24 protein-coding genes are annotated in these 26,317 nt (G+C 63.8%); 17 read left to right on the forward strand and 7 right to left on the reverse strand.

Going from position 1 to position 26,317, the window contains the following annotated elements:
- Window positions 1-7: 7 nt before the first annotated feature.
- From atpA to IB273_RS29535, 7 genes are all read left to right on the forward strand, one after another.
- A complete protein-coding gene (gene atpA, locus IB273_RS29505; protein ID WP_045213785.1) occupies window positions 8-1,552 on the forward strand; it encodes a F0F1 ATP synthase subunit alpha in 1,545 nt (514 codons plus the stop codon).
- A 52-nt stretch (window positions 1,553-1,604) separates the two neighbouring features.
- Window positions 1,605-2,465: a F0F1 ATP synthase subunit gamma gene (gene atpG, locus IB273_RS29510; RefSeq protein ID WP_017518839.1), complete on the forward strand. Its 861-nt coding sequence runs from the start codon at window positions 1,605-1,607 to the stop codon at window positions 2,463-2,465.
- A 30-nt stretch (window positions 2,466-2,495) separates the two neighbouring features.
- Entirely contained in the window at window positions 2,496-3,872 is a 1,377-nt protein-coding gene (atpD, locus tag IB273_RS29515; RefSeq protein WP_045213787.1) for a F0F1 ATP synthase subunit beta, read from the forward strand.
- Between the two features lie 40 nt (window positions 3,873-3,912).
- Entirely contained in the window at window positions 3,913-4,338 is a 426-nt protein-coding gene (locus tag IB273_RS29520) for a F0F1 ATP synthase subunit epsilon (RefSeq protein WP_045213789.1), read from the forward strand.
- 112 nt (window positions 4,339-4,450) lie between these two features.
- Window positions 4,451-5,818: a bifunctional UDP-N-acetylglucosamine diphosphorylase/glucosamine-1-phosphate N-acetyltransferase GlmU gene (glmU, locus tag IB273_RS29525; RefSeq protein WP_192225657.1), complete on the forward strand. Its 1,368-nt coding sequence runs from the start codon at window positions 4,451-4,453 to the stop codon at window positions 5,816-5,818.
- A 118-nt stretch (window positions 5,819-5,936) separates the two neighbouring features.
- The gene (locus IB273_RS29530; RefSeq protein ID WP_017518835.1) at window positions 5,937-6,524 is read left to right on the forward strand and encodes a MarC family protein; all 588 of its coding nucleotides are present in this window, start codon (window positions 5,937-5,939) and stop codon (window positions 6,522-6,524) included.
- Between the two features lie 22 nt (window positions 6,525-6,546).
- Window positions 6,547-7,329, forward strand: coding sequence for an N-acetylmuramoyl-L-alanine amidase (locus IB273_RS29535; RefSeq protein ID WP_192225658.1), 783 nt, complete (start codon window positions 6,547-6,549; stop codon window positions 7,327-7,329).
- Here the strand turns inward: IB273_RS29535 and IB273_RS29540 are convergent.
- Window positions 7,326-9,113 carry a KinB sensor domain-containing domain gene (locus IB273_RS29540; protein ID WP_081519186.1) on the reverse strand — a complete coding sequence of 596 codons (1,788 nt, stop codon included), beginning with the start codon at window positions 9,111-9,113 and terminating at the stop codon, window positions 7,326-7,328. The two genes, IB273_RS29535 and IB273_RS29540, sit on opposite strands and share 4 nt — an antisense overlap.
- 2 nt (window positions 9,114-9,115) lie before the next feature.
- On the reverse strand, window positions 9,116-10,462 hold the full coding sequence (gene algB, locus IB273_RS29545; protein WP_192225659.1) for a sigma-54-dependent response regulator transcription factor AlgB: 1,347 nt from the start codon (window positions 10,460-10,462) through the stop codon (window positions 9,116-9,118).
- Between the two features lie 228 nt (window positions 10,463-10,690).
- On the opposite strand from algB, the gene IB273_RS29550 reads away from it, so the two are divergent.
- The 5 genes from IB273_RS29550 to IB273_RS29570 all read left to right on the forward strand — a co-directional run bounded on the left by IB273_RS29550 (window position 10,691) and on the right by IB273_RS29570 (window position 13,458).
- A complete protein-coding gene (locus IB273_RS29550) occupies window positions 10,691-11,545 on the forward strand; it encodes a BON domain-containing protein (RefSeq protein WP_192225660.1) in 855 nt (284 codons plus the stop codon).
- A 33-nt stretch (window positions 11,546-11,578) separates the two neighbouring features.
- Window positions 11,579-12,013, forward strand: coding sequence for a ferritin-like domain-containing protein (locus IB273_RS29555; protein ID WP_081518999.1), 435 nt, complete (start codon window positions 11,579-11,581; stop codon window positions 12,011-12,013).
- Between the two features lie 279 nt (window positions 12,014-12,292).
- Window positions 12,293-12,610 (forward strand): hypothetical protein, encoded by a 318-nt coding sequence (locus tag IB273_RS29560; protein WP_192225661.1) that lies wholly within the window; start codon window positions 12,293-12,295, stop codon window positions 12,608-12,610.
- 177 nt (window positions 12,611-12,787) lie between these two features.
- Window positions 12,788-12,949, forward strand: a complete 162-nt coding sequence (locus IB273_RS29565) for a DUF1328 domain-containing protein (RefSeq protein ID WP_081519001.1) — start codon at window positions 12,788-12,790, stop codon at window positions 12,947-12,949.
- Between the two features lie 38 nt (window positions 12,950-12,987).
- Complete coding sequence (locus tag IB273_RS29570) at window positions 12,988-13,458, forward strand: inhibitor of vertebrate lysozyme family protein (RefSeq protein WP_081519002.1); 471 nt, start codon at window positions 12,988-12,990, stop codon at window positions 13,456-13,458.
- Between the two features lie 252 nt (window positions 13,459-13,710).
- Here IB273_RS29570 and IB273_RS29575 read toward each other — a convergent pair whose 3' ends face one another.
- Window positions 13,711-14,370 carry a DUF3313 domain-containing protein gene (locus IB273_RS29575; RefSeq protein WP_192225662.1) on the reverse strand — a complete coding sequence of 220 codons (660 nt, stop codon included), beginning with the start codon at window positions 14,368-14,370 and terminating at the stop codon, window positions 13,711-13,713.
- 684 nt (window positions 14,371-15,054) lie between these two features.
- Between IB273_RS29575 and gltP the strand changes: the two genes are divergently transcribed.
- On the forward strand, window positions 15,055-16,404 hold the full coding sequence (gene gltP, locus IB273_RS29580; protein WP_081519004.1) for a glutamate/aspartate:proton symporter GltP: 1,350 nt from the start codon (window positions 15,055-15,057) through the stop codon (window positions 16,402-16,404).
- A gap of 108 nt (window positions 16,405-16,512) precedes the next feature.
- The gene (locus IB273_RS29585) at window positions 16,513-17,742 is read left to right on the forward strand and encodes a nucleoside recognition domain-containing protein (RefSeq protein ID WP_081519005.1); all 1,230 of its coding nucleotides are present in this window, start codon (window positions 16,513-16,515) and stop codon (window positions 17,740-17,742) included.
- Here IB273_RS29585 and IB273_RS29590 read toward each other — a convergent pair.
- Window positions 17,724-18,380, reverse strand: coding sequence for a S1C family serine protease (locus IB273_RS29590; RefSeq protein WP_192225663.1), 657 nt, complete (start codon window positions 18,378-18,380; stop codon window positions 17,724-17,726). The genes IB273_RS29585 and IB273_RS29590 overlap by 19 nt on opposite strands.
- Before the next feature lie 426 nt (window positions 18,381-18,806).
- On the opposite strand from IB273_RS29590, the gene IB273_RS29595 reads away from it, so the two are divergent.
- Window positions 18,807-20,096: an MFS transporter gene (locus tag IB273_RS29595; protein WP_192225664.1), complete on the forward strand. Its 1,290-nt coding sequence runs from the start codon at window positions 18,807-18,809 to the stop codon at window positions 20,094-20,096.
- A gap of 124 nt (window positions 20,097-20,220) precedes the next feature.
- Window positions 20,221-20,772, forward strand: a complete 552-nt coding sequence (locus IB273_RS29600; RefSeq protein WP_081519008.1) for a GNAT family N-acetyltransferase — start codon at window positions 20,221-20,223, stop codon at window positions 20,770-20,772.
- A 25-nt stretch (window positions 20,773-20,797) separates the two neighbouring features.
- Here IB273_RS29600 and IB273_RS29605 read toward each other — a convergent pair whose 3' ends face one another.
- Entirely contained in the window at window positions 20,798-22,171 is a 1,374-nt protein-coding gene (locus IB273_RS29605; RefSeq protein WP_192225665.1) for a M16 family metallopeptidase, read from the reverse strand.
- Window positions 22,172-22,378: 207 nt separating this feature from the next.
- Between IB273_RS29605 and IB273_RS29610 the strand changes: the two genes are divergently transcribed.
- Window positions 22,379-23,335 (forward strand): NAD-dependent epimerase/dehydratase family protein, encoded by a 957-nt coding sequence (locus IB273_RS29610; RefSeq protein ID WP_151188821.1) that lies wholly within the window; start codon window positions 22,379-22,381, stop codon window positions 23,333-23,335.
- 84 nt (window positions 23,336-23,419) lie between these two features.
- Here the strand turns inward: IB273_RS29610 and IB273_RS29615 are convergent, their stop codons facing one another.
- Window positions 23,420-24,454, reverse strand: a complete 1,035-nt coding sequence (locus IB273_RS29615) for an AraC family transcriptional regulator (RefSeq protein ID WP_081519011.1) — start codon at window positions 24,452-24,454, stop codon at window positions 23,420-23,422.
- A gap of 98 nt (window positions 24,455-24,552) precedes the next feature.
- Window positions 24,553-26,277 carry a Na/Pi cotransporter family protein gene (locus tag IB273_RS29620; protein WP_081519012.1) on the reverse strand — a complete coding sequence of 575 codons (1,725 nt, stop codon included), beginning with the start codon at window positions 26,275-26,277 and terminating at the stop codon, window positions 24,553-24,555.
- Window positions 26,278-26,317 lie beyond the last annotated feature (40 nt).

A 26,317-nucleotide genomic window follows, 5' to 3' on the forward strand; every position in this document is an offset into this window, starting at 1 on the left:
CAGCGGCATGCAGCAACTCAATCCTTCCGAAATTAGTGAAATCATCAAGGGGCGCATCGAGAAACTCGACGTCGCCTCGCAAGCGCGCAACGAAGGCACCATCGTCAGTGTTTCCGATGGCATCGTGCGCATCTTCGGTCTGGCCGACGTCATGTATGGCGAGATGATCGAATTCCCGGGCGGCGTCTACGGTATGGCGCTGAACCTGGAGCAAGACTCCGTCGGTGCTGTGGTACTGGGTGAATACCAGGACCTCAAAGAAGGCATGAACGCCAAGTGCACCGGCCGCATCCTGGAAGTACCGGTTGGTCCGGAACTGCTGGGTCGCGTTGTCGACGCCCTGGGTAACCCGATCGATGGCAAAGGCCCGATCGATGCCAAGCTGACCGACGCAGTCGAGAAAGTGGCACCGGGCGTGATCTGGCGTAAGTCGGTAGACCAGCCGGTTCAGACCGGTTACAAGTCGGTCGACGCCATGATCCCGGTTGGCCGTGGCCAGCGCGAGCTGATCATCGGTGACCGTCAGATCGGTAAAACCGCTCTGGCCATCGACGCCATCATCAACCAGAAGAACAGCGGCATCCGCTGCGTCTACGTTGCCATCGGTCAGAAGCAATCGACCATCGCCAACGTCGTACGCAAGCTGGAAGAGAACGGCGCCCTGGCCAACACCATCGTGGTCGTTGCCAGTGCTTCGGAATCCGCCGCTCTGCAATACCTGGCTCCGTACTCCGGTTGCACCATGGGCGAATTCTTCCGCGACCGCGGTGAAGATGCCCTGATCGTGTACGACGACCTGTCCAAGCAGGCCGTAGCCTACCGCCAGATCTCCCTGCTGCTGCGCCGTCCGCCGGGCCGCGAAGCTTATCCGGGCGACGTGTTCTATCTCCACAGCCGTCTGCTGGAGCGCGCTTCCCGCGTTTCCGAAGAGTACGTAGAGAAGTTCACCAACGGCGAAGTGAAAGGCAAGACCGGTTCCCTGACCGCCCTGCCGATCATCGAAACCCAGGCTGGCGACGTTTCTGCGTTCGTTCCGACCAACGTGATCTCCATCACCGACGGTCAGATCTTCCTGGAATCCGCAATGTTCAACTCGGGTATCCGTCCGGCCGTCAACGCCGGTATCTCGGTATCCCGTGTGGGTGGCGCGGCCCAGACCAAGATCATCAAGAAGCTGTCCGGTGGTATCCGTACCGCGCTGGCCCAGTACCGTGAACTGGCGGCCTTCGCCCAGTTCGCCTCGGACCTGGACGACGCGACCCGCAAGCAGCTGGAACATGGTCAGCGCGTTACCGAGCTGATGAAGCAGAAGCAATACGCGCCGATGTCCATCGCCGAGATGTCGCTGTCCCTGTATGCCGCCGAGCGTGGCTTCCTGCAGGACGTCGAGATCGCCAAGGTGGGCGCCTTCGAACAAGCGCTGATCGCCTACTTCCAACGTGAGAACGCCGCTCTGCTGGCGAAGATCAACGAGAAGGGTGACTTCAACGACGAAATCGACGCTGGCATCAAGGCCGGCATCGAGAAGTTCAAGGCCACCCAAACCTGGTAAGCCGCAGCGGGGGTCGTTAACGGCCCCCGCCTGCTAAACCGATAGGTGTGAAATGGCAGGCGCAAAAGAGATTCGCAGCAAGATTGCGAGCATCAAAAGCACGCAAAAAATCACCAATGCCATGGAAAAGGTGGCGGTGAGCAAGATGCGCAAGGCACAAATGCGCATGGCGGCCGGCCGTCCCTACGCGGAGCGCATTCGCCAGGTGATCGGCCATCTGGCCAACGCCAACCCGGAATACCGTCACCCGTTCATGGTCGAGCGTGAAGTAAAACGCGTCGGCTACATCGTGGTGAGCTCCGACCGTGGCCTGGCTGGCGGCCTGAACATCAACCTGTTCAAGGCTCTCGTCAAGGACATGAGCGGGCAGCGCGATCGTGGCGCGGAGATCGATCTCTGCGTGATCGGCTCCAAGGGTGCATCCTTCTTCAAGAGCTATGGCGGCAACGTAGTTGCAGCTATCAGCCACCTGGGCGAAGAGCCGTCGATCAATGATCTGATCGGCAGCGTCAAGGTCATGCTGGATGCCTACCTGGAAGGTCGTATCGATCGCCTGTACGTGGTTTCCAACAAGTTCGTCAACACCATGACCCAGAAGCCGACCGTGGAACAGCTGATTCCGCTGGTGGCCGAGGACAATGCCGAGCTGAAGCACCACTGGGACTACCTCTACGAACCCGACGCCAAGGCCCTCCTCGACGGCCTGCTGGTGCGCTACGTGGAATCCCAGGTGTACCAGGCCGTGGTTGAGAACAACGCCTGTGAGCAGGCGGCCCGGATGATTGCAATGAAGAACGCTACCGACAACGCCGGTGATCTGATCAGTGGTCTGCAACTGATCTACAACAAGGCACGTCAGGCGGCGATCACCCAGGAAATCTCGGAAATCGTCGGCGGCGCTGCCGCGGTGTAAGAACAGGTTCAAAATTCAGAGGAACCAGACATGAGTAGCGGACGTATCGTTCAAATCATCGGCGCCGTGATCGACGTGGAATTCCCGCGCGATGCCGTGCCGAGCATCTACGAGGCCCTGAAAGTTCAGGGCGTCGAAACCACCCTGGAAGTTCAGCAGCAGCTGGGCGACGGCGTGGTTCGTTCCATTGCGATGGGTTCCACCGAAGGCCTCAAGCGTGGCCTGAACGTGGAAAGCACCGGTGCAGCCATCTCCGTCCCGGTCGGCACCAAGACCCTGGGCCGCATCATGGACGTGCTGGGCAACCCGATCGACGAAGCCGGTCCCATCGGCGAAGAAGAGCGCTGGGGTATTCACCGCGACGCTCCGTCCTACGCTGACCAGGCTGGCGGCAACGACCTGCTCGAAACCGGCATCAAGGTTATCGACCTGGTCTGCCCGTTCGCCAAGGGCGGTAAAGTCGGTCTGTTCGGTGGTGCCGGTGTAGGCAAGACCGTAAACATGATGGAACTGATCCGTAACATCGCCATGGAGCACAGCGGTTACTCTGTGTTCGCTGGTGTGGGTGAGCGTACCCGTGAGGGTAACGACTTCTACCACGAGATGAAGGATTCCGGCGTACTGGACAAGGTAGCCCTGGTTTACGGCCAGATGAACGAGCCGCCGGGCAACCGTCTGCGCGTTGCACTGACCGGCCTGACCATGGCCGAGAAGTTCCGTGACGAAGGCCGTGACGTACTGCTGTTCATCGACAACATCTACCGTTACACCCTCGCCGGTACCGAAGTATCCGCACTGCTGGGCCGTATGCCTTCGGCAGTAGGTTACCAGCCGACCCTGGCCGAAGAGATGGGCGTTCTGCAAGAGCGCATCACCTCCACCAAGAAAGGCTCGATCACCTCGATCCAGGCCGTCTACGTTCCCGCGGACGACCTGACTGACCCGAGCCCGGCGACCACCTTCGCCCACCTGGACGCCACCGTCGTACTGTCCCGTGACATCGCCTCGCTGGGTATCTACCCGGCAGTTGATCCGCTGGACTCGACTTCCCGTCAGCTGGACCCGCTGGTCATTGGCCAGGATCACTACGACACCGCTCGTGGCGTGCAGTACGTTCTGCAGCGCTACAAGGAGCTGAAGGACATCATCGCGATTCTCGGCATGGACGAACTGTCCGAGTCCGACAAGCTGCTGGTGGCCCGTGCTCGTAAGATCCAGCGCTTCCTGTCCCAGCCGTTCTTCGTGGCTGAAGTATTCACCGGCTCGCCGGGCAAATACGTCTCCCTGAAGGACACCATCGCTGGCTTCAAAGGCATCCTCAACGGCGACTACGATCACCTGCCCGAGCAGGCGTTCTACATGGTCGGCGGCATCGAAGAAGCCATCGAGAAAGCGAAGAAGCTGTAATCCGTGCGCCCGGCAACGGGCGCTTACGTGAGGCAAGGGTATGGCTATTACTGTCCACTGCGACATCGTCAGCGCCGAAGCGGAGATCTTCTCCGGTCTGGTCGAGCTGGTCGTAGCGCACGGCTCCCTGGGCGATCTGGGTATCGCTCCGGGCCACGCGCCGCTGATCACCGAGCTCAAGCCGGGTCCGATCCGCCTGGTGAAGCAGGGTGGCGAGCAGGAGGTGTACTACATCTCCGGTGGCTTCCTCGAAGTACAGCCGAGCATGGTCAAGGTTCTCGCCGACACCGTGATTCGCGCAGGTGACCTCGATGAAGCGGCTGCCCAGACCGCACTGAAGGAAGCTGAAAAGGCTCTGCAAGGTAAAGGTGCAGAGTTCGACTACAGCTCCGCCGCAGCCCGCCTGGCCGAAGCCGCAGCGCAACTGCGCACGGTCCAGCAGGTTCGCAAGAAGTACGGCGGCTAAGCCGCGAAGTCCCCAGGGACTTCAGCGTCAAATAGGAAAAGGGTAGCCTTGGCTACCCTTTTTCTTTTTCTACACCCGGGGTTTCCCCGCTCACCAGGACGGTCCCTCACTCATGTCCCTCGAAATCGTCATTCTTGCCGCTGGCCAGGGCACCCGCATGCGCTCGGCACTGCCGAAGGTCCTGCATCCGGTTGCTGGCAAACCGATGCTCGCCCACGTGATCGATATCGCTCGCGGCCTCAGCCCGACGCGAATCCATGTGGTGATTGGCCATGGTGCCGACCTGGTGCGCGAGCGCCTGCAGGCGGATGACCTGAATTTCGTGATCCAGGAGCAGCAGTTGGGCACCGGCCACGCCGTGGCGCAGGCTGCCCCGTTCCTGAGCGCGGACAATGTGCTGATCCTCTACGGCGATGTGCCGCTGATCGAGCAGCCCACCCTGGAGCGGCTGATGGCCCAGGCCACGCCGGAGCAGCTGGCGTTGCTGACCGTCGAGCTGGAAGACCCCACCGGCTACGGACGCATCATTCGCGATGGCGCGGGCGAAGTTCAGGCCATCGTCGAGCAGAAGGACGCCACTGCCGAGCAGCGCGCCATCCGCGAAGGCAATACCGGCATCCTCGCTGCGCCGCGTGAGCGCCTGCTGGGCTGGCTGTCGCGTCTTTCCAACTCCAACGCCCAGGGCGAGTACTACCTCACCGACGTCATTGCCATGGCAGTCGGCGACGGCCTGCGTGTGGCCACCGCCCAACCCGAGGTGGCGATGGAGACCCAGGGCGCCAACGATCGCCTGCAGCTCTCCGAGCTGGAGCGTTTCTTCCAGCAGCGGGTGGCGCGGCGCCTGATGGCCCAGGGCGTGACGCTGATCGATCCGGCGCGCTTCGACGTGCGGGGTGAAGTCAGCGTCGGCCGCGACGTGAGCATCGACATCAACGTGATCCTCGAAGGCCAGGTGGAGATCGAGGACGACGTACAGATCGGTCCGAACTGCTACATCAAGGACAGCACCTTGCGCCGCGGCGCCATCATCAAGGCCAACTCGCACCTGGAAGGCGCCCACGTCGGCCCCGACAGCGACGTCGGCCCGTTCGCTCGCCTGCGTCCGGGTAGCGTGCTGGAGCGCAAGGTGCATGTGGGTAACTTCGTCGAGCTGAAGAACGCCCACCTGCAGGACGGCGTGAAGGTCGGTCACCTGACTTACCTGGGCGACAGCGAAGTCGGTGCGCGCACCAACATCGGCGCCGGCACCATCACCTGCAACTACGATGGCGCGAACAAATGGCGCACCACCATCGGCGAGGATGTCTTCATCGGCTCCAACAATTCGCTGGTGGCGCCTGTGGATATCGGCACCGGCGCCACGACTGGCGCGGGTTCCACCATCACCGCCGAGGTTCCGGCCGGCACCCTCGGCGTCGGTCGCGCCAAGCAGCGGGTGATCGAGGGCTGGAAGCGCCCGGAAAAGATCAAGAAACCCTGATGCACAAGCCATCGTCCTGTGGGTAAGTTGTTATCCACAGGACGATGGCTCATTCCGTTATTCACAGGCCATCCCGCAAACCGCGGGGTGCCTCGTTCTCGCTGGAGTTTTCCCGGTCATGCTTGGCGTCGCCATCCTGATCTTTCTGATCACCGACCCGTTCGGCAACATCGCGGTATTCCTCGCCGCCCTCAAGTCCGTCCCCGCCGAACGCCGTCTGAAAGTGGCACTGCGCGAGCTGCTGTTCGCCCTGGGCCTGCTGCTGCTGTTCCTCACCCTGGGCGAACACATCCTCACCGGGTTGGGTCTGTCCAAGGAAGCCACCGGCATCGCCGGGGGTATCATCCTCTTCGTGGTCGCCATGCGCCTGATCTTCCCCACCCCCCAGGGCGTGCTGGGCGACATGCCGGACAACGAGCCGCTGTTCGTGCCGCTGGCCACTCCGGCTGTGGCCGGGCCCTCTGCGCTGGCGATGCTGATCACCCTGCGCAGCACCTACACTGGTCCGTTGTGGGAGCTGTATCTCGCGGTGATCCTCGCTTGGGCCGCGACTGCCTTCATCCTGATGCAGGCGGCGTTCCTCCAGCGCTTCCTCGGCCCGCGCGGGCTGATGGCCGTGGAACGCCTGGCCGGTATGCTGCTGATCATGCTCAGCGTGAACATGCTCCTGCAGAACGTGCGCAGCTTCCTGCACATCGCTGCCTGATGCTCTCCTCCTGAGAACCGCCATGATCCTGCGTGTCCTGACCTTCGCCTTGCTCACCACACTGCTTGCCGGCTGCGCCGACAAGGGCCTGCAGATCGATCGCGAGCATGTGTCGAAGAACCAGGACAGCCGCATCCAGTACGTCATCGTCCACTACACCTCGGCCGATCTGCCGCGCTCGCTGGCGCTGCTGACTCACGGTGAGGTGAGCGCGCACTACCTGATCGGTGACAACCCGGCGACCATCTACCAACTGGTGGACGAGAACCGCCGCGCCTGGCACGCCGGCGCCAGCGAATGGCAGGGGCGTACCTGGCTCAATTCCACCTCCATCGGTATCGAGCTGGTGAACCCCGGCTACCGCGATACCCCGAGCGGGAAGATCTGGTATCCCTACCCGGATGCGCAGATCGATGCACTGATTGCCCTGCTGCGGGATATCACCAAGCGCCAGGGCATCACCCCGGAACATATCCTTGGCCACAGCGACATCGCCCCGCAGCGCAAGGTCGACCCCGGTCCGCTATTCCCCTGGAAGAAGCTCGCCGACGCCGGCCTGATCCCCTGGCCTAAGCCGGGCGAGCTGGCACGCCGCCTGATCGAGCTGAACGGCAAGCTGCCGGCTCCTGGCTGGTTCCAGCAGCAGCTGGCGCGCCACGGTTACGCGGTGCCGCTCGATGGGGTGATGGATGAGGAAACCCGCAATGTGATCGCGGCATTCCAGATGCGCTTCCGCCCGGAGCGCTTCGACGGTGAGCCGGACCTGGAAACCGCCGCGCTGTTGCTGGCGGTACCGACCTCTTAAACCGGCAGCAGCAGGTAGAAGCGCGAGCCCTTGCCCTGTTGAGAACGCAGGGCGATGCGCCCGCCGTGCAGTTGCACGATTTCCCGGCATAGCGCCAGGCCAAGTCCGACGCCGCCTTTCTTGCGGCCCACCTGCACGAAGGGTTCGAAGATGCGTCCTTGCTGGCTCAGCGGGATGCCGTCGCCGCTGTCCTCCACCGCAATCGCCACGCGCTCTTCCTGGCAGCGCGCCTGCAGGCGAATGGTGCCGCCATCGGGTGTATGGCGCAGGGCGTTGCCGATCAGGTTGTCCAGCACTCGCTCGATCTGCGTGCGGTCGATATTGATGGCAGGCAGATCCTCGGCGATCTCCAGATCGAGCTCGATTCGCTTGTCTCCGGCCGGCCCGATGAAGCGCTGGTGAGCCTGGCGCAGCAGGTCGCCGACATCGCAAAGCTGTAGCTCGAGCTTCTGGGTGCCGCTCTGGTAGCGCGAGAAATTCAGCAGATCGTTGATCAGCCGCACCAGGCGGTGCATCTCCTCGTCCACGGTGCGCACCAGGTCGCGTTCGCGGGATTCCTCGGGAAACTTCAGGCGCTCGGCGAGCAGGCCGAAGGCCATGTGCATGCCCGTCATGGGCGTGCGCAGCTCGTGGGAAGCACGCAGTACGAAGTCGTTGCGCACGCGCTCGAAGGCCCGCTGCTCAGTGACGTCGCGTACCACCATGACCGCGCCGATGTTGCGTCCGTCGTCGTGGGTGACCGGCGACATGCCCCAGGTCAGCAGCCGACTCTCGCCGCTTACTTCTACCACCAGGTCCTGCGGGGTTTCCTCCAGCAGGTTGCCGCTCAGGACGCGCTGCACGGCCTGGGTCAGCGCCGGGTTGTTGAGCATCGTGCCCAGTTCCTGAGCCTGTGGATCGCTGTGGGAAAACAGCTGGCGCGTGGCCACCGGATTGGCGTGCTCGATGCGGCCGTGACGGTCGAGGATCACCAGGCCGTCGTCGATGCTGTCGAGTACTGCCAGCAGGCGCTTGCGGCCCGAACCCAGCGCCTCGGTATTGCTCGCGCGGTAAAGCCGCAGGGCTTCGGCCATCAGGCCGAAGCGGCGACTCAGGGACGACATCTCGGAGACGCCGGAAACCGGCAGGGTGACGTCGAAATCACCCTGGCCGATCTTGTCTGCGGCCTTGGCCAGCGTCTCGATCGGCGCGCCGAAGCGGCGGGCAATGCTGTGGGCAGTGATGAAGCCGACCACCAGGATGGCGATGCCGATGAGCCCGAGCAGGCCGCTGACCAGCAGGGTGCGGTCGCGTGCCGAGCGTTCGTCGGCGCTGATGTTCTCCATCGCCCCCTGGTGCAACGCCAGCAGGCGATTGCGCAGAACGTCGAGGGTACGGCTGAGGTCGCTGTCCTCCAGCAGTTCCGGGCGCCCCGGACCGGGCGTGTCGGTTGCCTCGATGAACAGCCGGTGAGCATCGGCGATTTCCGTCATGGCCTGACGCTCACTGCTGGTACGCGCCAGAGCCCGCCCCTGCTCGAGCGCCTGGGAGAAGTGCGTGCGGGCCTGCTCCAGGCGTTCCGGGCTGGGCCGCGCGCTGAGTACCTGCACCAGTTCATCGCCCAGCGCCTGGCGCAGACGCTGGCTGACCTCGATGACGTCGAAGTTGCGCTGGATCAGCTGGGCCTGCTCGCGGCCGGTCAGCACCACGCTGAACAGTCCGAGCAGCAGGCCCAGCAGCGCTACCGTGATCAGCGCCGAAATACTCAGGAAGAGTCTCGTGCGCAGCGTCATCGGGATCGGCAGGTTCACAGGCTGTACTGCTTGCGCTTGCGGTAGAGGGTGGAAGCGTCGATCCCCAGGGTCTTGGCGGCCTGGTCGAGGGTGGCGCTGGAGGCCATGACGGCAGCGATGTGGGCTTTCTCCAGTTCCTCCAGGCTCATGGCCTCGCCGATGCGCGGCGCCGAGTTGGTGGTTTGCTCACCGATAGCAAGCTGTTCGACACCGATAAGATCTAGATTGCAGATGATGCTCGCTCTTTCGATCACGTTGCGCAGCTCTCGCACATTCCCCGGCCAGTTATAGCGGCGCAGCAGCGCGCGCGCTTCCTCGGTGAAGCCGCGAGCAGGGCGGCCGTAGTCCTTCACGAAGCGGGCCAGGAAGCGCTCGGCCAGGCCGATGATGTCCTCGGCGCGTTCACGCAGTGGCGGCAGATTCAGCACGATGACGTTCAGACGGTAGAGCAGGTCTTCACGGAAAGTGCCTTGGGCGACCATGCCGGCGAGATCACGGTTGGTGGCGGCGAGGATGCGTACATCGGCGTTGCGGGTCACCGGATCGCCGATCCGCTCGTATTCCTTGTCCTGGATGAAACGCAGCAATTTCGGCTGCAGGATGAGGGGAAAATCGCCGATCTCGTCAAGGAACAGCGTGCCGCCATCCGCCTGGCTGATGCGCCCGAGGGTGTTTTCGGTCGCGCCGGTGAACGCGCCGCGGCAGTGGCCGAAGAGTTCGCTCTCCATCAGCTCGGCGGAGAGGGAAGGGCAGTTGATGGTCACGCAGGACTTCTTCGCCCGCTTGCTCCAGCCGTGGATGGCTCGCGCCAGCTCACCCTTGCCGGAGCCGGATTCGCCGAGGATGAGGATGTTGGCGTCGGTGGCGGCCACCTGCCTGGCCGTCTCCAGCACGGCGGCCATGGCCGGGCTGTGGGATTCGAGCACGTCGCCCTGCTTGCGCATCTCCCCTTCCAGCGCCTCGATGCGGGCGGTGAGCTGGCGCACTTCGAGCTGCTTGGCGGCGGCCAGGCGCAGCTGGTCGGGGCTGCAGGGCTTCACCAGGTAATCCGCAGCGCCGGCCTGCATGGCATCCACGGCGGTGTCCACGGCCGAATGCGCGGTGACTATCACCACGCGCATCCAGGGCGCCTGTACACGCATCTGCGCCAGCACATCCAGGCCGTTGTCGTCGCCCAGCCGCAGGTCGAGGAAGCACAGGTCGAACACCTGGCGCTGCAACAGGTTCTCCGCCTGCTGCGCGCTGCTGGCGGTGGCCACGCTGTAGCCCTCGTCCTCCAGGCAATAGCGGAACGAGCGCAGGATGGCGGACTCGTCATCGACCAGCAGGATCCGGCCTTGCTGTTCAGGCGTTGCGTCCATTCAGCGATTTCCTCGTTGTGTGATTCGTTGTTGTAAGGGGTGCGATTTTTCTTAGTCCAGGGATTTTCGTGCAAGTTGCAAGAATCTTTCGAGTCCTTCGGGCAGGGTGCACAGTCCGGGTTCTGCACAGACCATTCAACACATTGAATTACAAGAATTTTATCCACAAATCGCACTGGCACGGCGCTTGCGAATCCAATGTTGCACCATCGTTTGACGGAGACCGCCATGCCTGACTCGAAGATCCTTGCCCTCGTCCTGGGTTCCGCACTGCTCACCCTGCAACCGCTGGCCAGCCACGCCGCCGAGGCCGGGCTGAGCGCGCAACTGGCCGAAGCACGCCAGGAAGGTTCGATATGGACGGCCATCAACCTCAACCGCGAGCTCAAGCCCTACGCGATCAAGGTGGATGTGGAAAACGGCCGCGCGCAGCTGACCGGCGCCGTGGCCAGTGAAGAACAGAAGGCGCTGGCCGGGCAGATCGCCGGCAGTGTCGAAGGCATCACGGCTGTGGATAACCAGCTGGGGGTCGAGGCTTCGCTGGCTGACGCCCAGAAGGCCGACACCACCAAGGATTCAGGTGTGGTGCAGAAGTGGGACGACGCCACGCTGGCGGCGAAGGTGAAATCCAAGCTGCTGCTGGAGAAACACAGCGAAGGCCTGGATATCAAGGTCACCAGCAAGTCCGGCGCGGTCACCCTCGAAGGCACGGTTGTCAGCGAGGAGGCCAGTCAGCAGGCCGCCCACCTGGCGGCGCAGACCGAAGGCGTCAGCGCTGTGGATAACCGCCTGAAGGTCGATCCGGACGCGTCCTCCACGCAGACATTCGAGAAATCCGTCGGTGATGCCCAGGCCGCCGTGAGCGATGCCTGGATCACCAGCCAGATCAAGGCCGGCATCCTCTCCGCTCATGCGCTGCAGGGGCTGTCCATCGGCGTTTCCACCCGCGACGGCGTGGTCACCCTCAGCGGCCAGGTGCCCAACGCCGACGAACGCCAGCAATTGATTGATTCCGCCCGCAAGACCCGTGGTGTGCGTGAGGTGGACGCCACTGCGCTGAAGGTGGCCGGCCAGGCTGCCTGACTCTTCCACCCTTCCTTTGCAGGAGTACCTGTCATGACTCGAACGACCAGTCAGCTCAATGAACTCATCGAGATTACCCGTGACGGCCAGCGCTTTTACCAGCACGCCATCCAGGAAGTGAAGGATGCCCGGCTGCAGCGGCTGTTCCAATCCATGGCCCAGGCCAAGACCGACGTGATCAACGCCCTGGCCGGCAAGGTCGCCGCCAACCACGACGACCCCGCTACCGGCGGCACGCTGCTGGGCAAGCTGCGTCAGGTCTATGCCGACACCCGCGCGACCCTGGCCAGTGACGAAGGCGCCACCTATGTCGCCCAGCTGGAGGAAACCGAGGACCGCATCCTCCACGCCTTCGAGGACGCCCTGGAGAAAGGCACGCCGGAAACCCAGGCGCTGCTGCGCGCTGAACTGCCCAAGGTACGGGCTTGCCACGACCAGATGAGCCAGCTGAAGCACTCGCTTAAGTGATGCGGTTCACCCGAGCGCAGGGAGGCGCTCCGGCCTCGGGATTGCAAATCGCACGACCCATCCCGGCCCATCGTGCAGGATGCGACAGAAAAGCACCTTGGTACCATATTCAACTTATTGATTTAAAAGGAAAAAATAAGATTCAACAGACTGGCATGCGGCGTGCAATTCCTACTGCAAGACAGTCAACAGAACCACCCGCGACGACGAGAACCGGAAAGGCCAAGGAAACCGCCACAAGGTTCGACAGACAGATCGGCGACGGGCAGGAGAAACGGGATGAACAGCGGAACCAACAGCCAAGTGCAAGTCGCGCGTATCGATGTGTGGAGCCGGATCTTCTTCGCCGGTGCCCTCCTGCTGTTGCTGATCAACCAGGTGCAGCTGCAGATGCAGGTTTCCCAGGCCCAGGCCGCCAGCGCATCGGTCGCCTACGTTCCAGCTGTTTCCAACACCCCTGATTTGTACCGCGAAGCCTCGCGTTATCCACAGGCAGCCCCCGCCCGCAACCAGGCCCAGGTGCTGCAAACGCCGCAGGCGCAAACCCAGGCTCAGGTCCAGCCGATGGTTCGCCCGCAGGGGGGCTGGGTGTTCTGAGCCCATGCTTCTGAATCAACGGCTTTCTGAATCGCTGGCAGGCCACTGGCTTGCCCGACAGGTCCGCAGTGCCCGGAAGCGCCCGGGCGGACACCCCTTCCGGAGACTGCCTTGCGATGACTCCGGAGCAGGTACCCGAAGCGGTGCCGTACCGACAACGAGAAGAGGAGAGACCCCATGCTTAGCTGGGCACTGACATTCCTGATCATCGCCATCATCGCCGCGGTCCTGGGCTTCGGTGGCATCGCCGGCGCCGCGACCAGCATCGCCAAGATCCTGTTCGTGATCTTCCTGGTGCTGTTCATCGTGTCCTTCGTCATGGGCCGTCGCCGGGGTTGACGCCGCGGACCGGTGGAAGTTGAACAAGGAGCGTAGCGATGAGTTTTACCCGCAATCTGCTGCTGACGGCTGTACTGCTCGGCGCCGGGGCCCAGGCCCTGGCCGCCGAGGCGGACAAGGACGCGCAGTACCGCCTGAACGAGCTGGTGGCCAGTGACCCGCAGTACCGCGACACCTGGCAATCGGTGGTCAAGGACGAGAGCCGGCTGCCCGACTGGGTGATGAACCTCAGTGGCACCGCGACGCCGATGCAGGCGGTGGACGAGCAGGGCGACAAGTACCTGGTCGGCGAGTTGTGCGAAGCGCACAACTGCTCCGCCCATCGGCTGTACGTGGCTTTTACCTGGGACAAGGACAAGGCCTACGCGCTTTACGTGAAGGTTCCGGAGAACCTTCCGGCGGACAAGTCGCCGAGCAAGCACGCCAGTTTCCGCTGGCTGGGTGAGCCGGACGATTCGGTGAAACGGATCCTCGACGACCAGCTCAAGAGTGATCCGAACTGGTACTGACCCTACCAGCAGAGAGTTTCCGAGATACGCGTACCCAGAAGGCGTACGCACGGCCAGGGGGCCGGGATGTTCGGGATGCGTCTGGTCCTGAATGACCCAGGGGTACAGGGGGTACCTCCGCATCAAGCGGGCCGGGCCAGGCAAAGCCTCCGGAACCGACGCGGGATTCTCGCGCCGGCTCCGGAGCGCTTCATTTCATGCGGCGGCTGTCATGCAGAAGAGGGCATGCAGCAGCGGGCATGCAGCAGCGGATCATGGCTTGAAGTTGGCCGCGTCGCGCGCCCAGCCATCGAGTACCGGTTTCAGGTCCGTCAGATTCAGGTGAGTGCTGGTGTTCTCCAGTGTCTTGCCAGCGCCCTTGCGCACTACCTTGGCGACCGGTTTGCTGGTCGCGCCATCCAGAGCCTCGAATTCCACGTAGACCTCGGTGTCCTGGTCGCGGGTGCCAATCGCCGTGGTCGTCGCGGCCACCACCAGGGCAATCGGGATCACCTCATAGGCTTTCAGGCCTTCGGTGGAGATGTTCACCCCGGTGATCGCGGTGCGCAGCACCAGGGTGTCGCGATCAGCCTGCTGGACGATGCGGTAACGGCTGCCCAGTTGCAGCTCGACCTGCTTCTTCAGGTAATCGGGGATTTCGTTGAGGGTCTTCTGGTCGATGTTCTCGTTCGGCTTGGGCGGCGGGTAGTAGACCGGCCGCTCGACCAGTACCGAGCTGTAGTTCTGCAGCTTCAGCTCCGGGTCGACCCAGCGCAGCACCGGCTGTCCGCTGGGGGACGTGGCGGGCTTGAGTTGCGAGTAGTCGCCGAGGAAGCCCGAGTACTGCGAGGCGTCCGGTTTCTGGCTGGAGCAGCCGGCCAGCGCCAGGGCGCCAGTGAAAAGCAGGGTGGGTACTACGTAGCGTCGCGTCATAGAGCGTCCTTATTCAGAGTGTCACCGCGTTGTGCTTTCACCACACATTCAACAACCCGTTGCTACCCGGCTGTCGCGGTCATGGCGGCAGGGTATCCGCACGCTCGCTCGAAGCCGGTTGAACTTCACTGATGTCAGTCAATTCGGAGTGCTGTGGAAACGTCTTACAATCACTCGCCGATTCCCGTCGGTTGATTTACCTGACCTGTCGGGAACCAGCCACCGCCACAATGAAGAGCGGAATCCGGCGACTTATCCACAGGAGCGCCCGCATTCCCGCCAGCCTTGCAGTCGAAGGGCCCTTTGCTCGCCCTCGGCCATCCCTGACGGTCTCCGGACGGCGACCGTACATCTGGTAACAAGAAGCCGCGACCCGAACGTCCCGATCTTCCTGACCGATCAATCCGGGCCATTGATGGCCGATTTGCTCCAAGCCTAGACGGCTTTGAACAGCGCTGCGTGACAGGCGTTGAGGAACCTGTGTCATGCAGAAAATCAAGGGTCTCACGACCTGGAACCAAGGTTTCAGATGCCTTTTCCTATGCCGATTGTGCATGGGGTAGGCGTTTCCGGCATTAGACGGGAAAAGGGCGGGTCGGAATCATGCGCCCCTTTTTTCGCTGGCCGTCGGCATCCCGATGGCTCGGCGACCCCGACTTCCACAAGAATCAAGGGTGACTCACTATGGGCAAAGCCAAGCTCAGCCTCGCCTGGCAGATCCTCATCGGCCTGGTACTCGGAATCGCACTGGGCGCCGCGCTCAACCACTTCAGCGCGGAAAAGGCCTGGTGGATCAGCAATATCCTCCAGCCGGCGGGCGACATCTTCATCCGCCTGATCAAGATGATCGTCGTACCGATCGTGATTTCCTCGCTCATCGTCGGCATCGCCGGCATGGGTGATGCGAAGAAACTCGGCCGCATCGGCCTGAAGACCATCATCTATTTCGAAATCATCACCACGGTCGCCATCGTCGTCGGCCTGCTGCTGGCGAATATCTTCCAGCCCGGCGCCGGCATCGACATGAGCACCCTGGGCACTGTGGACATCTCCCAGTACGCGCAGACCGCCAAGGAAGTCGAACACCACCACGCGTTCATCGAGACGATCCTCAACCTGATCCCGTCGAACATCTTCGCGGCCATGGCCCGTGGCGAGATGCTGCCGATCATCTTCTTCTCGGTGATGTTCGGCCTGGGCCTGTCCTCGCTGCCGGCGCCGACCCGCGAGCCGCTGGTGAAGATGTTCCAGGGCGTGGCCGAGGCCATGTTCCGCGTCACCCACATGATCATGCGCTACGCCCCCATCGGCGTGTTCGCGCTGATCGCGGTGACGGTCGCCAACTTCGGCTTCGCCTCGCTGCTGCCGCTGGCCAAGCTGGTGGTCCTGGTGTACTTCGCCATCGCCTTCTTCGCCTTCATGGTGCTGGGCCTGGCCGCACGCCTGTTCGGCTTCTCGATCATCAAGCTGATGCGCATCTTCAAGGACGAGCTGGTCCTGGCCTACTCCACTGCCAGCTCCGAGACCGTGCTGCCGCGCATCATCGAGAAGATGGAAGCCTACGGCGCACCCAAGGCGGTGAGCAGCTTCGTGGTGCCCACCGGCTACTCGTTCAACCTCGATGGCTCGACCCTGTACCAGAGCATCGCGGCGATCTTCATCGCCCAGCTCTACGGCATCGACCTGTCCATCGGCCAGCAGCTGATGCTGGTGCTGACCCTGATGGTCACCTCCAAGGGCATCGCCGGCGTGCCGGGCGTTTCCTTCGTGGTGCTGCTGGCGACCCTGGGCAGCGTGGGCATTCCGCTGGAAGGCCTGGCCTTCATCGCCGGCGTCGACCGCATCATGGACATGGCGCGCACCGCGCTGAATGTGATCGGCAACGCCCTCGCGGTCCTGGTGATCTCCAAGTGGGAAGGCGTGTACGACGCACAGAAAGGCGCCCGCTACTGGGAAGCCATGCGCAACGGCCGTGTCGAACAATTCCTCGAAGGGGAAGGTTCCGACAGCAAAGAAAGCCCGGCCATGCATTGACCTGCAAGGGTTAGCCACAAGGCCCCGGTTTCGTCCGGGGCCTTGTCGTTTCTGGCGTAGGACTGGCCCGTGCCGCTATCATCGCGGCCATTCCAAGGGGGACATCGCATGCTCAACGGCCTGTGGCTGGGCTTTTTCATCGTCGCGGCGGTCACCGCGCTTTCCCGCTGGCTGCTGGGTGGTGAGGCCACCGTGTTCGCCGCCATGGTGGAAAGCCTGTTCGCCATGGCCAAGCTGTCGGTAGAGGTCATGGTGCTGCTGTTCGGCACCCTGACGCTGTGGCTGGGCTTCCTGCGCATCGCCGAGAAGGCCGGGCTGGTGGAGAAGCTCGCGGTGCTGCTCGGCCCGCTGTTCCGTCGCCTGATGCCCGAAGTGCCCGCTGGCCACCCGGTCATCGGCCTGATCACCCTGAACTTCGCCGCCAACGGCCTGGGCCTGGACAACGCCGCTACGCCCATCGGCCTGAAGGCGATGAAGGCGCTGCAGGAGCTCAACCCCGGCAGCACCACCGCGAGCAACGCGCAGATTCTCTTCCTGGTGCTCAACGCCTCGTCGCTGACCCTGCTGCCAGTGACCATCTTCATGTACCGCGCCCAGCAAGGCGCGGTGGACCCGACCCTGGTATTCCTGCCGATCCTGCTGGCGACCAGCGCCTCCACGCTGGTCGGCCTGCTCAGCGTGGCGGTGATGCAGCGCCTGCGCCTGTGGGACCCGGTAGTGCTGGCGTACCTGATTCCCGGCGCGCTGGCGCTGGGTGCCTTCATGGCACTGCTGGCGGGACTGTCCTCCGCCGCGCTGGCGCAGCTGTCCTCGTTGCTGGGCAACCTGACGCTGTTCGGCATCATCATGCTGTTCCTCGTCGTCGGCTGGCTGAAGAAGGTGCCGGTGTACGAAACCTTCGTCGACGGTGCGAAGGAAGGCTTCGACGTCGCCAAGAGCCTGCTGCCCTACCTGGTCGCAATGCTTTGCGCAGTCGGTGTGCTGCGCGCCTCTGGTGCCCTGGAGATGGCGCTGGACGGCATCCGCTGGGTGGTGGAAGGCGTGGGCTGGGACACCCGCTTTGTCGATGCGCTGCCCACCGCCCTGGTCAAGCCATTCTCCGGCAGCGCCGCGCGGGCGATGCTGCTGGAGACCATGCAATCCCATGGCGTGGACAGCTTCCCGGCCCTTGTAGCGGCTACCGTGCAGGGCAGTACCGAGACCACCTTCTACGTGCTCGCCGTGTACTTCGGCGCGGTCGGCATCCAGCGTGCCCGCCATGCCGTGGGCTGCGCGCTGCTGGCGGACCTGGCCGGCGTACTGGCGTCCATCGGCGTCTGCTACTGGTTCTTCGCCTGAAGCGCGTGAGCGGTCTTGCGCACCGACTGGGCCTGGAACAGCAGCCACTCGCGCTGGATCACGCTATAGGGCACGAACACGCTCAGGCGTGACATACCGGCCAGCTCCGGGCGGTTCGCCGGCGGCCGGAAGCCTGCCTGGAAGCCGATGTTGATCCCCAGCACGCTGCCGTCGCTGCCGATCAGCGGCCCGCCGGACATGCCCTTGGCGATGGCCGCGTCGTGCACGCCGTAGCGTTCGCCGCTGGCCGAACCGTCATCGACAAAGGGCACCGGCCAGATCTTGCCCATGCTGCTCATCGGAATCAGCAAAGAACTGCTGCCCAGCGCCGTGACCACCTCGCCAGCGCGGAACTGGCGCCATTGCGGAAGCGCACCGTCAGCCTTGTGCGCGATGAACAGCAGGTCGCAGCCGGTACTGCAGCGATAGGCCTGGTTGCGCAGGAACGGCGTATGAGCGGCGGTCACGGCGTAATCGGCATTCCATTGCACCGCCGAGGCGACGATGAAGCCCGGAATCGGTGGTCCGGAGAGGACGGTGAAGTAGCGCTCCGTCAGGCGGCCATCGGTTTCCGGCGAGACCCAGCCGTTGCAGCCGGCCAGGGAACACAGCAACAAAATTCCCCATAGATTCTTCATGTGAAAGCTCTCCCTTTTTGTGGGAAAGCTAACTTCTAATTAGGGAAATTTCTTATATAAAAATAAGATTCTTACTTGCGATATTTCATTGGGAATTATCTTGAATAATGAAAGTTTCCTACAGTTAATTGTGTAGGAAGTTAAATATGTAAAGGGTCAAGTAACTTATCTATTGATTTGAATATATTTAGAAGAATGAGAGCTCTATCGCTAAACACAGTCTTCCGACGAGCGGTCACGAAGCTTTCGCCAATCTTTCAATTCCAGTAAATATGGGCCTTTCAGCCATTTTCTGATTGTCGAGCCGAGGCTTTTACACATAGGGTTACAAATCAATCGCCCATCCAGTGCCTGCCTGCCGCGGATGGGGATCATCGATTTCCCTGCCGGGAAGTCCCCCGTGTAACAGCCCTGAGTGATGTTCTTATGGCCTCGAACAACTCCAAAGCCAAAGCCGTCTTCCGTGTGGTGAGTGGCAACTTCCTCGAGATGTATGACTTCATGGTGTATGGCTTCTATGCCACCGCCATTGCCAAGACCTTCTTCCCCGGCGATGACCCCTTCGCCTCCCTGATGCTGTCGCTGGCGACCTTCGGCGCCGGTTTCCTGATGCGCCCGCTCGGCGCCATCTTCCTTGGCGCCTATATCGACCGCCACGGCCGCCGCCAGGGGCTGATCATCACGCTGGGCCTGATGGCCATGGGCACCCTGCTGATCGCCTTCGTCCCGGGCTACGCCACGCTCGGTGTGGCAGCGCCGCTGCTGGTGCTGTTCGGCCGGCTGCTGCAGGGCTTCTCCGCTGGCGTCGAGCTGGGCGGCGTGTCGGTGTACCTGGCGGAAATCGCCACTCCCGGCAAGCGCGGCTTCTTCGTCAGCTGGCAGTCGGCGAGCCAACAGGTTGCGGTGGTCTTCGCCGGCCTGCTGGGGGTGATCCTCAACCACTGGCTGAGCCCGCAGGACATGGGCGAGTGGGGCTGGCGCGTGCCCTTCTTCGTCGGCTGCCTGATCGTCCCGGCGCTGTTCATCATCCGCCGCTCGCTGGAGGAAACCCCCGAGTTCCAGCAGCGCAAGCATCGTCCGACCCTGAGCCAGGTGCTGCGCTCCATCGGCCAGAACTTCGGCCTGGTGCTGGCCGGCACCGCCATGGTGGTGATGACCACGGTGTCCTTCTACCTGATCACCGCCTACACCCCGACCTTCGGCAAGAACGAACTGCACCTGTCGGACTTCGACAGCCTGCTGGTGACCATGTGCGTGGGCCTGTCCAACTTCATCTGGTTGCCGCTGATGGGCGCGGTATCCGACCGTATCGGGCGCAAGCCGCTGCTGCTGGCCGCCACCGTGCTGGCGCTGGTCACCGCCTACCCGATGTTGTCCTGGCTGGTGGCCGAGCCGAGCTTCGCGCGTCTGCTGGAAGTGGAGCTGTGGCTGTCCTTCCTCTATGGCAGCTACAACGGCGCGATGGTCGTCGCGCTCACCGAGATCATGCCGGCGGACGTGCGCACTACCGGCTTCTCCCTGGCCTACAGCCTGGCGACCGCGACCTTTGGCGGTTTCACCCCCGCGGTCTGCACCTGGCTTATCCACACCCTGGACAACAAGGCCGCGCCGGGCATCTGGCTCAGCGGTGCAGCGGCCCTGGGCCTGCTCGCCACCCTGGTGCTGTTCCGCAAGGGCGCCCGCGTGCGCCCCGGGGCCCTGGCCGCCAGTGCCTGAGTTCAGCTGCGACGTTCTGCCCCAGTACGGTTCCGGGCGGCATTGACCCAGGTCAGGCCCGCCCGGCATCCGTGGGAGAAGGATAGGGTCATCCCAATCCCTCTTCGCCAGCGGAGAACGCGTCATGATGACCCACACCACCGCCGAGCTCGCAGCCCTCGGGGCTGTTGGCGCCGATCACTGGATAGAAACCCTCGACGACGGCAGCCATGTGCTGATCCGCCCGTTGCGCGCGGAAGATCGCGAGCGCGAACGCCTGTTCCTCGAGCGTCTGTCCCCGATGACCCGCAAGTTCCGCTTCCATGGCGAAGTGAAGATCGACGACAAGCTGCTCGATCGCCTCATGGATGTCGACTACCAGACCACCATGGCCTTCATCGCCCTGACTCATGTGGACGGCGAACTGCGCGAAGTCGGCATCAGCCGTTATGCGGCTGTGGATAACCAGCAGTGCGAATGCGCGGTGACCGTCGCCGACGAGTTCAAGCAACTGGGCCTCGGTCTTGCGCTGATGCGCCACCTGATCGACGTGGCCAAGCGCAACGGTTTCCACCAGATGTACTCGATCGACTCGTCCATGGACCGCGACATGCGTGACATGGCGCGCGAGCTGGGCTTCCGCGCCCAGGTCGACCCGGATGATTCCTGCCAGGTCATCCGCCGCCTCGCACTCTGAAGCCTGAAGGCGTTCCGACGGGGTTTCAGCCCCGTCGGCGCCACAGCGCCAGCCCCACCAGTACTGCCAGCAACACCGCGCCCAGCGCCGCCAGCGGATAGACCATGTCGTCATCCAGCAGCGGTTTCTCGATGCGCAGATAACCCTCATCCTTGAACAACTGCTTCGCCACGTCGTTGGCGTGGGCCAGGCTGACCTTCGCCAGGCGCTTGTCCTCGTCCGGGAACTTGCCGTCGTCGAAGTCCGCCAGCGCGCCCCAGTAGTAATCCGCCAGTGTCGAATTGCCCGGCGTGCTCCAGGCCAGTTGCGCCCGCGCCACGCGCTGGATGCGGGCAAAGCGCTGAGGGTCGAGGCCGTCGTGGCGGATCTTTTCCACCAGCTCCCTCAGGGCCTTTTGCGCCACCTCCTGCTCATCCCGTTCGACATTCGCGTTGAGGCTCATGAAGCCCTGGTTGGCCCAGGCGGTGCGTTCGCTCCAGGGGCCGTACGACAGCTCGCGGCGAACGCGCAGCTCGGTGTAGAGCGCATCGTTCAGGTAGGCCTGCAGCAGGTCCAGCGTGGCGCCGTCGGCATCCTCGGGCTCGGGGAATATCCAGTGCAGGACTGCAATTTCGCCGAACAACCCGGTGGCCAGGCTGCGCTGGCGCTCGGCGGCTTTCTTCATTTGCGGCAGGTCGCGGCGCTCCGGCGTGTCGTGATCGACGAGAGCGCCATAGGTGCGGCCCAGGTAGACCGGCAAACGCGGGTCGAGGTCGCCGACGATGATCAGGGTCATGTTGCTGGGGACGTACCAGTCCTTGCGCAGCTGCTCCAGCTGGGCCTGGGTGAGGTTATCCACAGGCGCGCGCTCATCGCAGGACAGCCCCAGCTCCACGGCCAGTTGTTCCTGGCCGGCGCGGCTGACGTTCTGGTGATCCAGCCAGCGCTGCAGGTGCGAATAGTGGCCGCCGTCCTCGCGCACCAGCACCTGCTTGGCGGAGTCGATCTTGCGCTGGTCGAGCTGGGTGCGGGTGATGATTTCCAGCAGCAGGTCCAGCACCTGGCGCTGGGTGGCCGCGGGGGATTCGACGACGAAGGCGGTGTCGCCCTCGCTGGTGTAGGCGTTCCACTGACCGCCCAGGGCCTGCATGCGCGCTTCCAGGTCGGCCTCGTCGCCGCCGTCCAGGCCACTGAAGAACAGGTGCTCCATCAGGTGCGGAAGCTGCCGGTCGCGGCAGCTGAAATCGCTGAAGCCGACACCGACGATCAGGCGGATCGACACGTGGCCCTTCTCGCGGGTGGGCTTGAACAGCACGCCCATGCCGTTCGCCAACTGGTAGGCCTCGACCGTCTGTCGCTGGTCCGCATGGGACCAGGCGCTGAGCAGCAGGGACAACAGGGGGACGAACAACCAACGCATGAGCGGTGTGCCTGAACGCAAAGCCGTGAGGATAGCGGATTGACCGGCGCGAACCCACCGCGTTCAACCTTTGTCGGGTGGCATCTTCGGTCATGGGCACTGGCTTGCATGGTCACTGTCGCTGCCGGACCACGACACTACGCTCAGATCATCTAACCTCACTGATGGACCCGTTGTTCGTTCCGCGCGGAGCGATCTGGAGGCTACATGCGTGTCCTGGTTACCGGCGCCGCGGGAATTCTCGGGCAGAGCCTGCTCAATGAGCTTGCTGTTCAGCATCTGGACTGGACGCTCATTGCCGCCGATATGCAGCGGATCAAGTCCCAGGGCCTGCGGCCGAACATCGAGCCGGTAGCGCTGGACCTCAGCGTGGCCGCCAATACGCGGGCCTGCGTGGAACACTGGAAGCCCGACGCGATCGTGCATTTGGCCGCGGTCGTGAATCCGCCGCGGGAGATGACGCCGCAGAAGCGCCATGCCATCGAGGTCGGCGGCACCCGCGCGCTGATCGAAGCGGCGCGGGACACCGGTGTCCAGCAGCTGATTGTGACCAGTTCCGGCGCCGCCTATGGCTTCCACCGCGACAACGCCGAATGGATCGACGAATCGCATCCACTGCGTGGCCATCCCCACCTGCTCCACGCCCGCTGCAAGCAGGAGATCGAGCAACTGCTGGCCAGCGCACGGGAGCGTTATCCACAGCTCAAGCAGCTGATCCTGCGCCCCGGAACCATTCTCGGCCGGCGTGTGCATAACCCGTTGGCCGAGCTGTTTGCCCGACCCACCCTGGTGGGAGTGCTCGGGCATCGCAGCCGCTTCGTGTTCATCTGGGACCAGGACGTGGTGAACGTGATCCGCCAGGGGCTGGAACGCGGCAGCGAGGGCATCTACAACCTCGCCGGTGACGGCGCATTGTCCATGCGCGAGATCGCCGGCCTGCTCAACAAACCCTACCGGCCCATGCCGGCAAGCCTGATGCGCGTAGGGTTGGGGCTGCTCAAGCCGCTGGGGCTGTCGCGCTTCGGGCCCGAGCAGGTGGACTACCTGCGCTACCGGCCGGTGCTGGACAACCGACGGCTGAAAGAAGAGTTCGGTTACGAACCGCGCTACTCCAGCCGCGAGGCGTTCCTGGCCTATCTGGCCGCGCGGGGCCCGAACGGCTGATTCGCGGTTCTGTGGAAAACCTGTAGACAAGTCTGTTGAAAAACCTGTGAGCCGATCTCCGGGATCGGCCCCTGGCAGCTCTCGTCAGCTCTCCGACTGGCGCCGCCGCTGGCGATACTCGCCCGGCGTCAGCCCGGTCCAGTGGCGGAAGGCACGGAAGAACACGCTGGGCTCGGAATAACCGAGCAGGGCGGCGATATCCGTGGCCGGCAGGTTGCCTTCCCCCAGGTAGCGCTCCGCCAATTGCCGCCGGGTATCGGCCAGCAGCTGTTGATAACTGCTGCCTTCCTCCGCCAGCCGGCGTTGCAGCGTGCGTTCGCTCAGGCCCAGTTCGCTGGCGACGGCAGCACGGCCGGGTTCGCCGCGGGTCAGTTGCTCGCCGAGCAGGGCGACTACCCGGCCACTGACACTCGCGCTGGGCAGGCGGGCGAGCAGGCCCTCCGCGTGCTGGCGCAACAGATCACGCAGCGGCGGGTTGGCCTGCGGCAGCGGAGTATCGATGAGCGCCCGGGGCAGGCCCAGGGCATAGTCCGGTGCGTCGAATTGCAGAGGGCAGTCGAAGGCCTTTTCGTAGTCCGCGAGGCTTTCCGGCTGGCTGTGGATGAAACGGCAGCCGGCCAGTTGCAGGCCGCTGAGCAGGGCGCGCAACTGCCGTGACCAGAACCCCAGCAGCGCCAGCGCGCGGGCGCGGGTGGCTGGCGGTTCCGGGTTCAGCGGGCGGTAGCTCACCCAGATGATCTCGGCCTGGGCCTCGATGGATACCTGGCCGCCTTCGCCCACCAGGCGCTGGTAGCGCATGGCCGACTCGAGGGCGTCACCCATCGTGGTGCTCGACTGCAGCAGGTAGCCCAGCGCGCTGAAGGATGCCGGTGACAGCGCACGGCCCATGGCCAGGCCGGGCTCGTCATGCTTCAGGTCGGTCTGGATCACCTGCCACATGCGCTCCTGCAACGCGAAGTCGATGCGCGCGTCCGGGTCGCTGAGCTGGGATTCTTGAATGCCGCTGGCGGCGAGCAGGGCGTCGCGGTTCAGACCGAGACGCACAGCCGCCAGCAGGATGGCCTGGGTCAGACTGGCGCTGACCGAGGGAGGGCGTTGGGATTGAGTGCATGCTTCCATGGCGGCGGATTCTGCCCGAACCCTGGGCGTCGTGATATCAGGACTTTGTAGGGGCTGGCGAAGGTTCCGACGGAACGTTCGCACAGGCCCCCTGGCCATCAACCCGTCGCGCTGGAGCCGGGGGGAGCCGGCCGCTGGTGATCCTGTACCGCTTCGACTTCGCGTTCGACGAAGTCTTCGTCTTCCACAGGTTCGCCGATTGCCGAACTGCTGGCATCGGGGTTGTCCAGCACAGCATAGGCGATGGCGCAGAACAGCGAGTTCAAGCGTTTCATGTCGCTGATCAGATCAAGGTGCAGCGAGCTGGTCTCGATGCTCTGCACCACCTGCTGGCGCAGGCGGTCGACGTGGGAGTGGGCGAAGCGTCGTTCCTGCAGGCGGAAGCGCTGCTTGGCGCGGCGCAGGCGCTTGGCGCCTTCCTGGTCGCCATTGAGGAACACCGAGAGCGACAGGCGCAGGTTGGCCACCAGTTGGCCGTGCAGCACGGTGATCTCCTCCAGGCCGTTGTCGGAGAAGGAGCGGCTGCGCGAAGTCTTCTTGTCCTGCACGGCGCCGAGCATGTGCTCGATGATGTCGCCGGCCTGTTCCAGGTTGATCGCCAGCTCGATGATCTCCGCCCAGCGGCGGCTGTCGGCTTCGCTCAGGTCCTCGCGGGGCATGCGTGCCAGGTACAGCTTGATCGCGGTGTAGAGCGCGTCGACATCGTCGTCCTGCTTGCGGATTTCCTTGCCCAGCAGCGGATCGCCGCTGTGGATAACCTGCATCAGGTTGTTCAGCATCTGCTCGACGATATCGCCCATGCGCAGGGTTTCGCGCACCGCGTTGACCAGCGCCAGGCTCGGCGTATCCAGTGCTGCCGGGTCGAGGTGGCGCGGGCGCACGGTGTCTTCCGGGGAGTGGCGGTCGGGCATGATGCGGGTGCAGAACGCCGCCATCTGCCCGGTCAGCGGCAGGCAGGCGAGGCAGCGGGTGGCGTTGTAGAGCACATGGAAGGCGATCACCAGTTCGGCGGTGCTGAACTGCCAGTGGTCGATCCACTCGGCCAGCGGACCCACCAGCGGCAGCACCAGGGCGCAGCCGGCGACCTTGAACAGCAGGCTGCCCAGCGCCACGCGGCGACCGGCGGCGTTCTGCGAGGAAGCACTGATCATCGCCAGGATGCCGCTGCCCAGGTTGGCGCCGACCACCAGGCACAGCGCCACTTTCAGCGAGATCACCTTGGAGGCCGCCAGCGTCGCGGTGAGCAGCACGGCGGCCAGGCTGGAGTAGGAAATCATCGCGAACAGCGCGCCAGTCAGGGCATCCAGCATCACGTCGCCGGTGAGGCTGGAGAACAGCACCTTCACGCCCTTGGCCTGGGTCATGGGCTCGGCGGCGGCGACGATCAGCTGCAACGCGAGGATGATCAACCCCAGGCCGATGAACACCCGGCCCAGCTGGCCTAGGCGCGTCTGCTTGCGGCCGAGGAAGAAGATCACTCCGAAGAAGATCAGCAGCGGCGACAGCCAGGACAGGTCCAGGGTCAGCACCCGCGCCATCAGTGCCGTGCCGACGTCGGCGCCGAGCATGATCGCCAGCGCCGGCGCCAGGGCCATCAACCCGGTGGCGACGAAGGAGGTGGCCAGCAGCGCCGTGGCGTTGCTGCTCTGCACCAGGGCGGTGACGCCGATGCCGGCGGCGAAGGCCAGCGGGCGCTTCTCCACGCTGCGGCTGAGGATTTTTCGCAGGTTACTGCCGTAGACCCTGAGGATGCCGGTGCGGACGATATGTGTGCCCCACACCAACAGGGCGACGGCAGAGAGCAGATCGAGCAGTTTGAGCATGTCGGGCCCCCTCGCACTCAAGCGGGCCCGTGGGCGGTGC

The sequence above is a fragment of the Pseudomonas sp. PDM19 genome (genome assembly GCF_014852215.1).
Lineage (GTDB): Bacteria > Pseudomonadota > Gammaproteobacteria > Pseudomonadales > Pseudomonadaceae > Pseudomonas.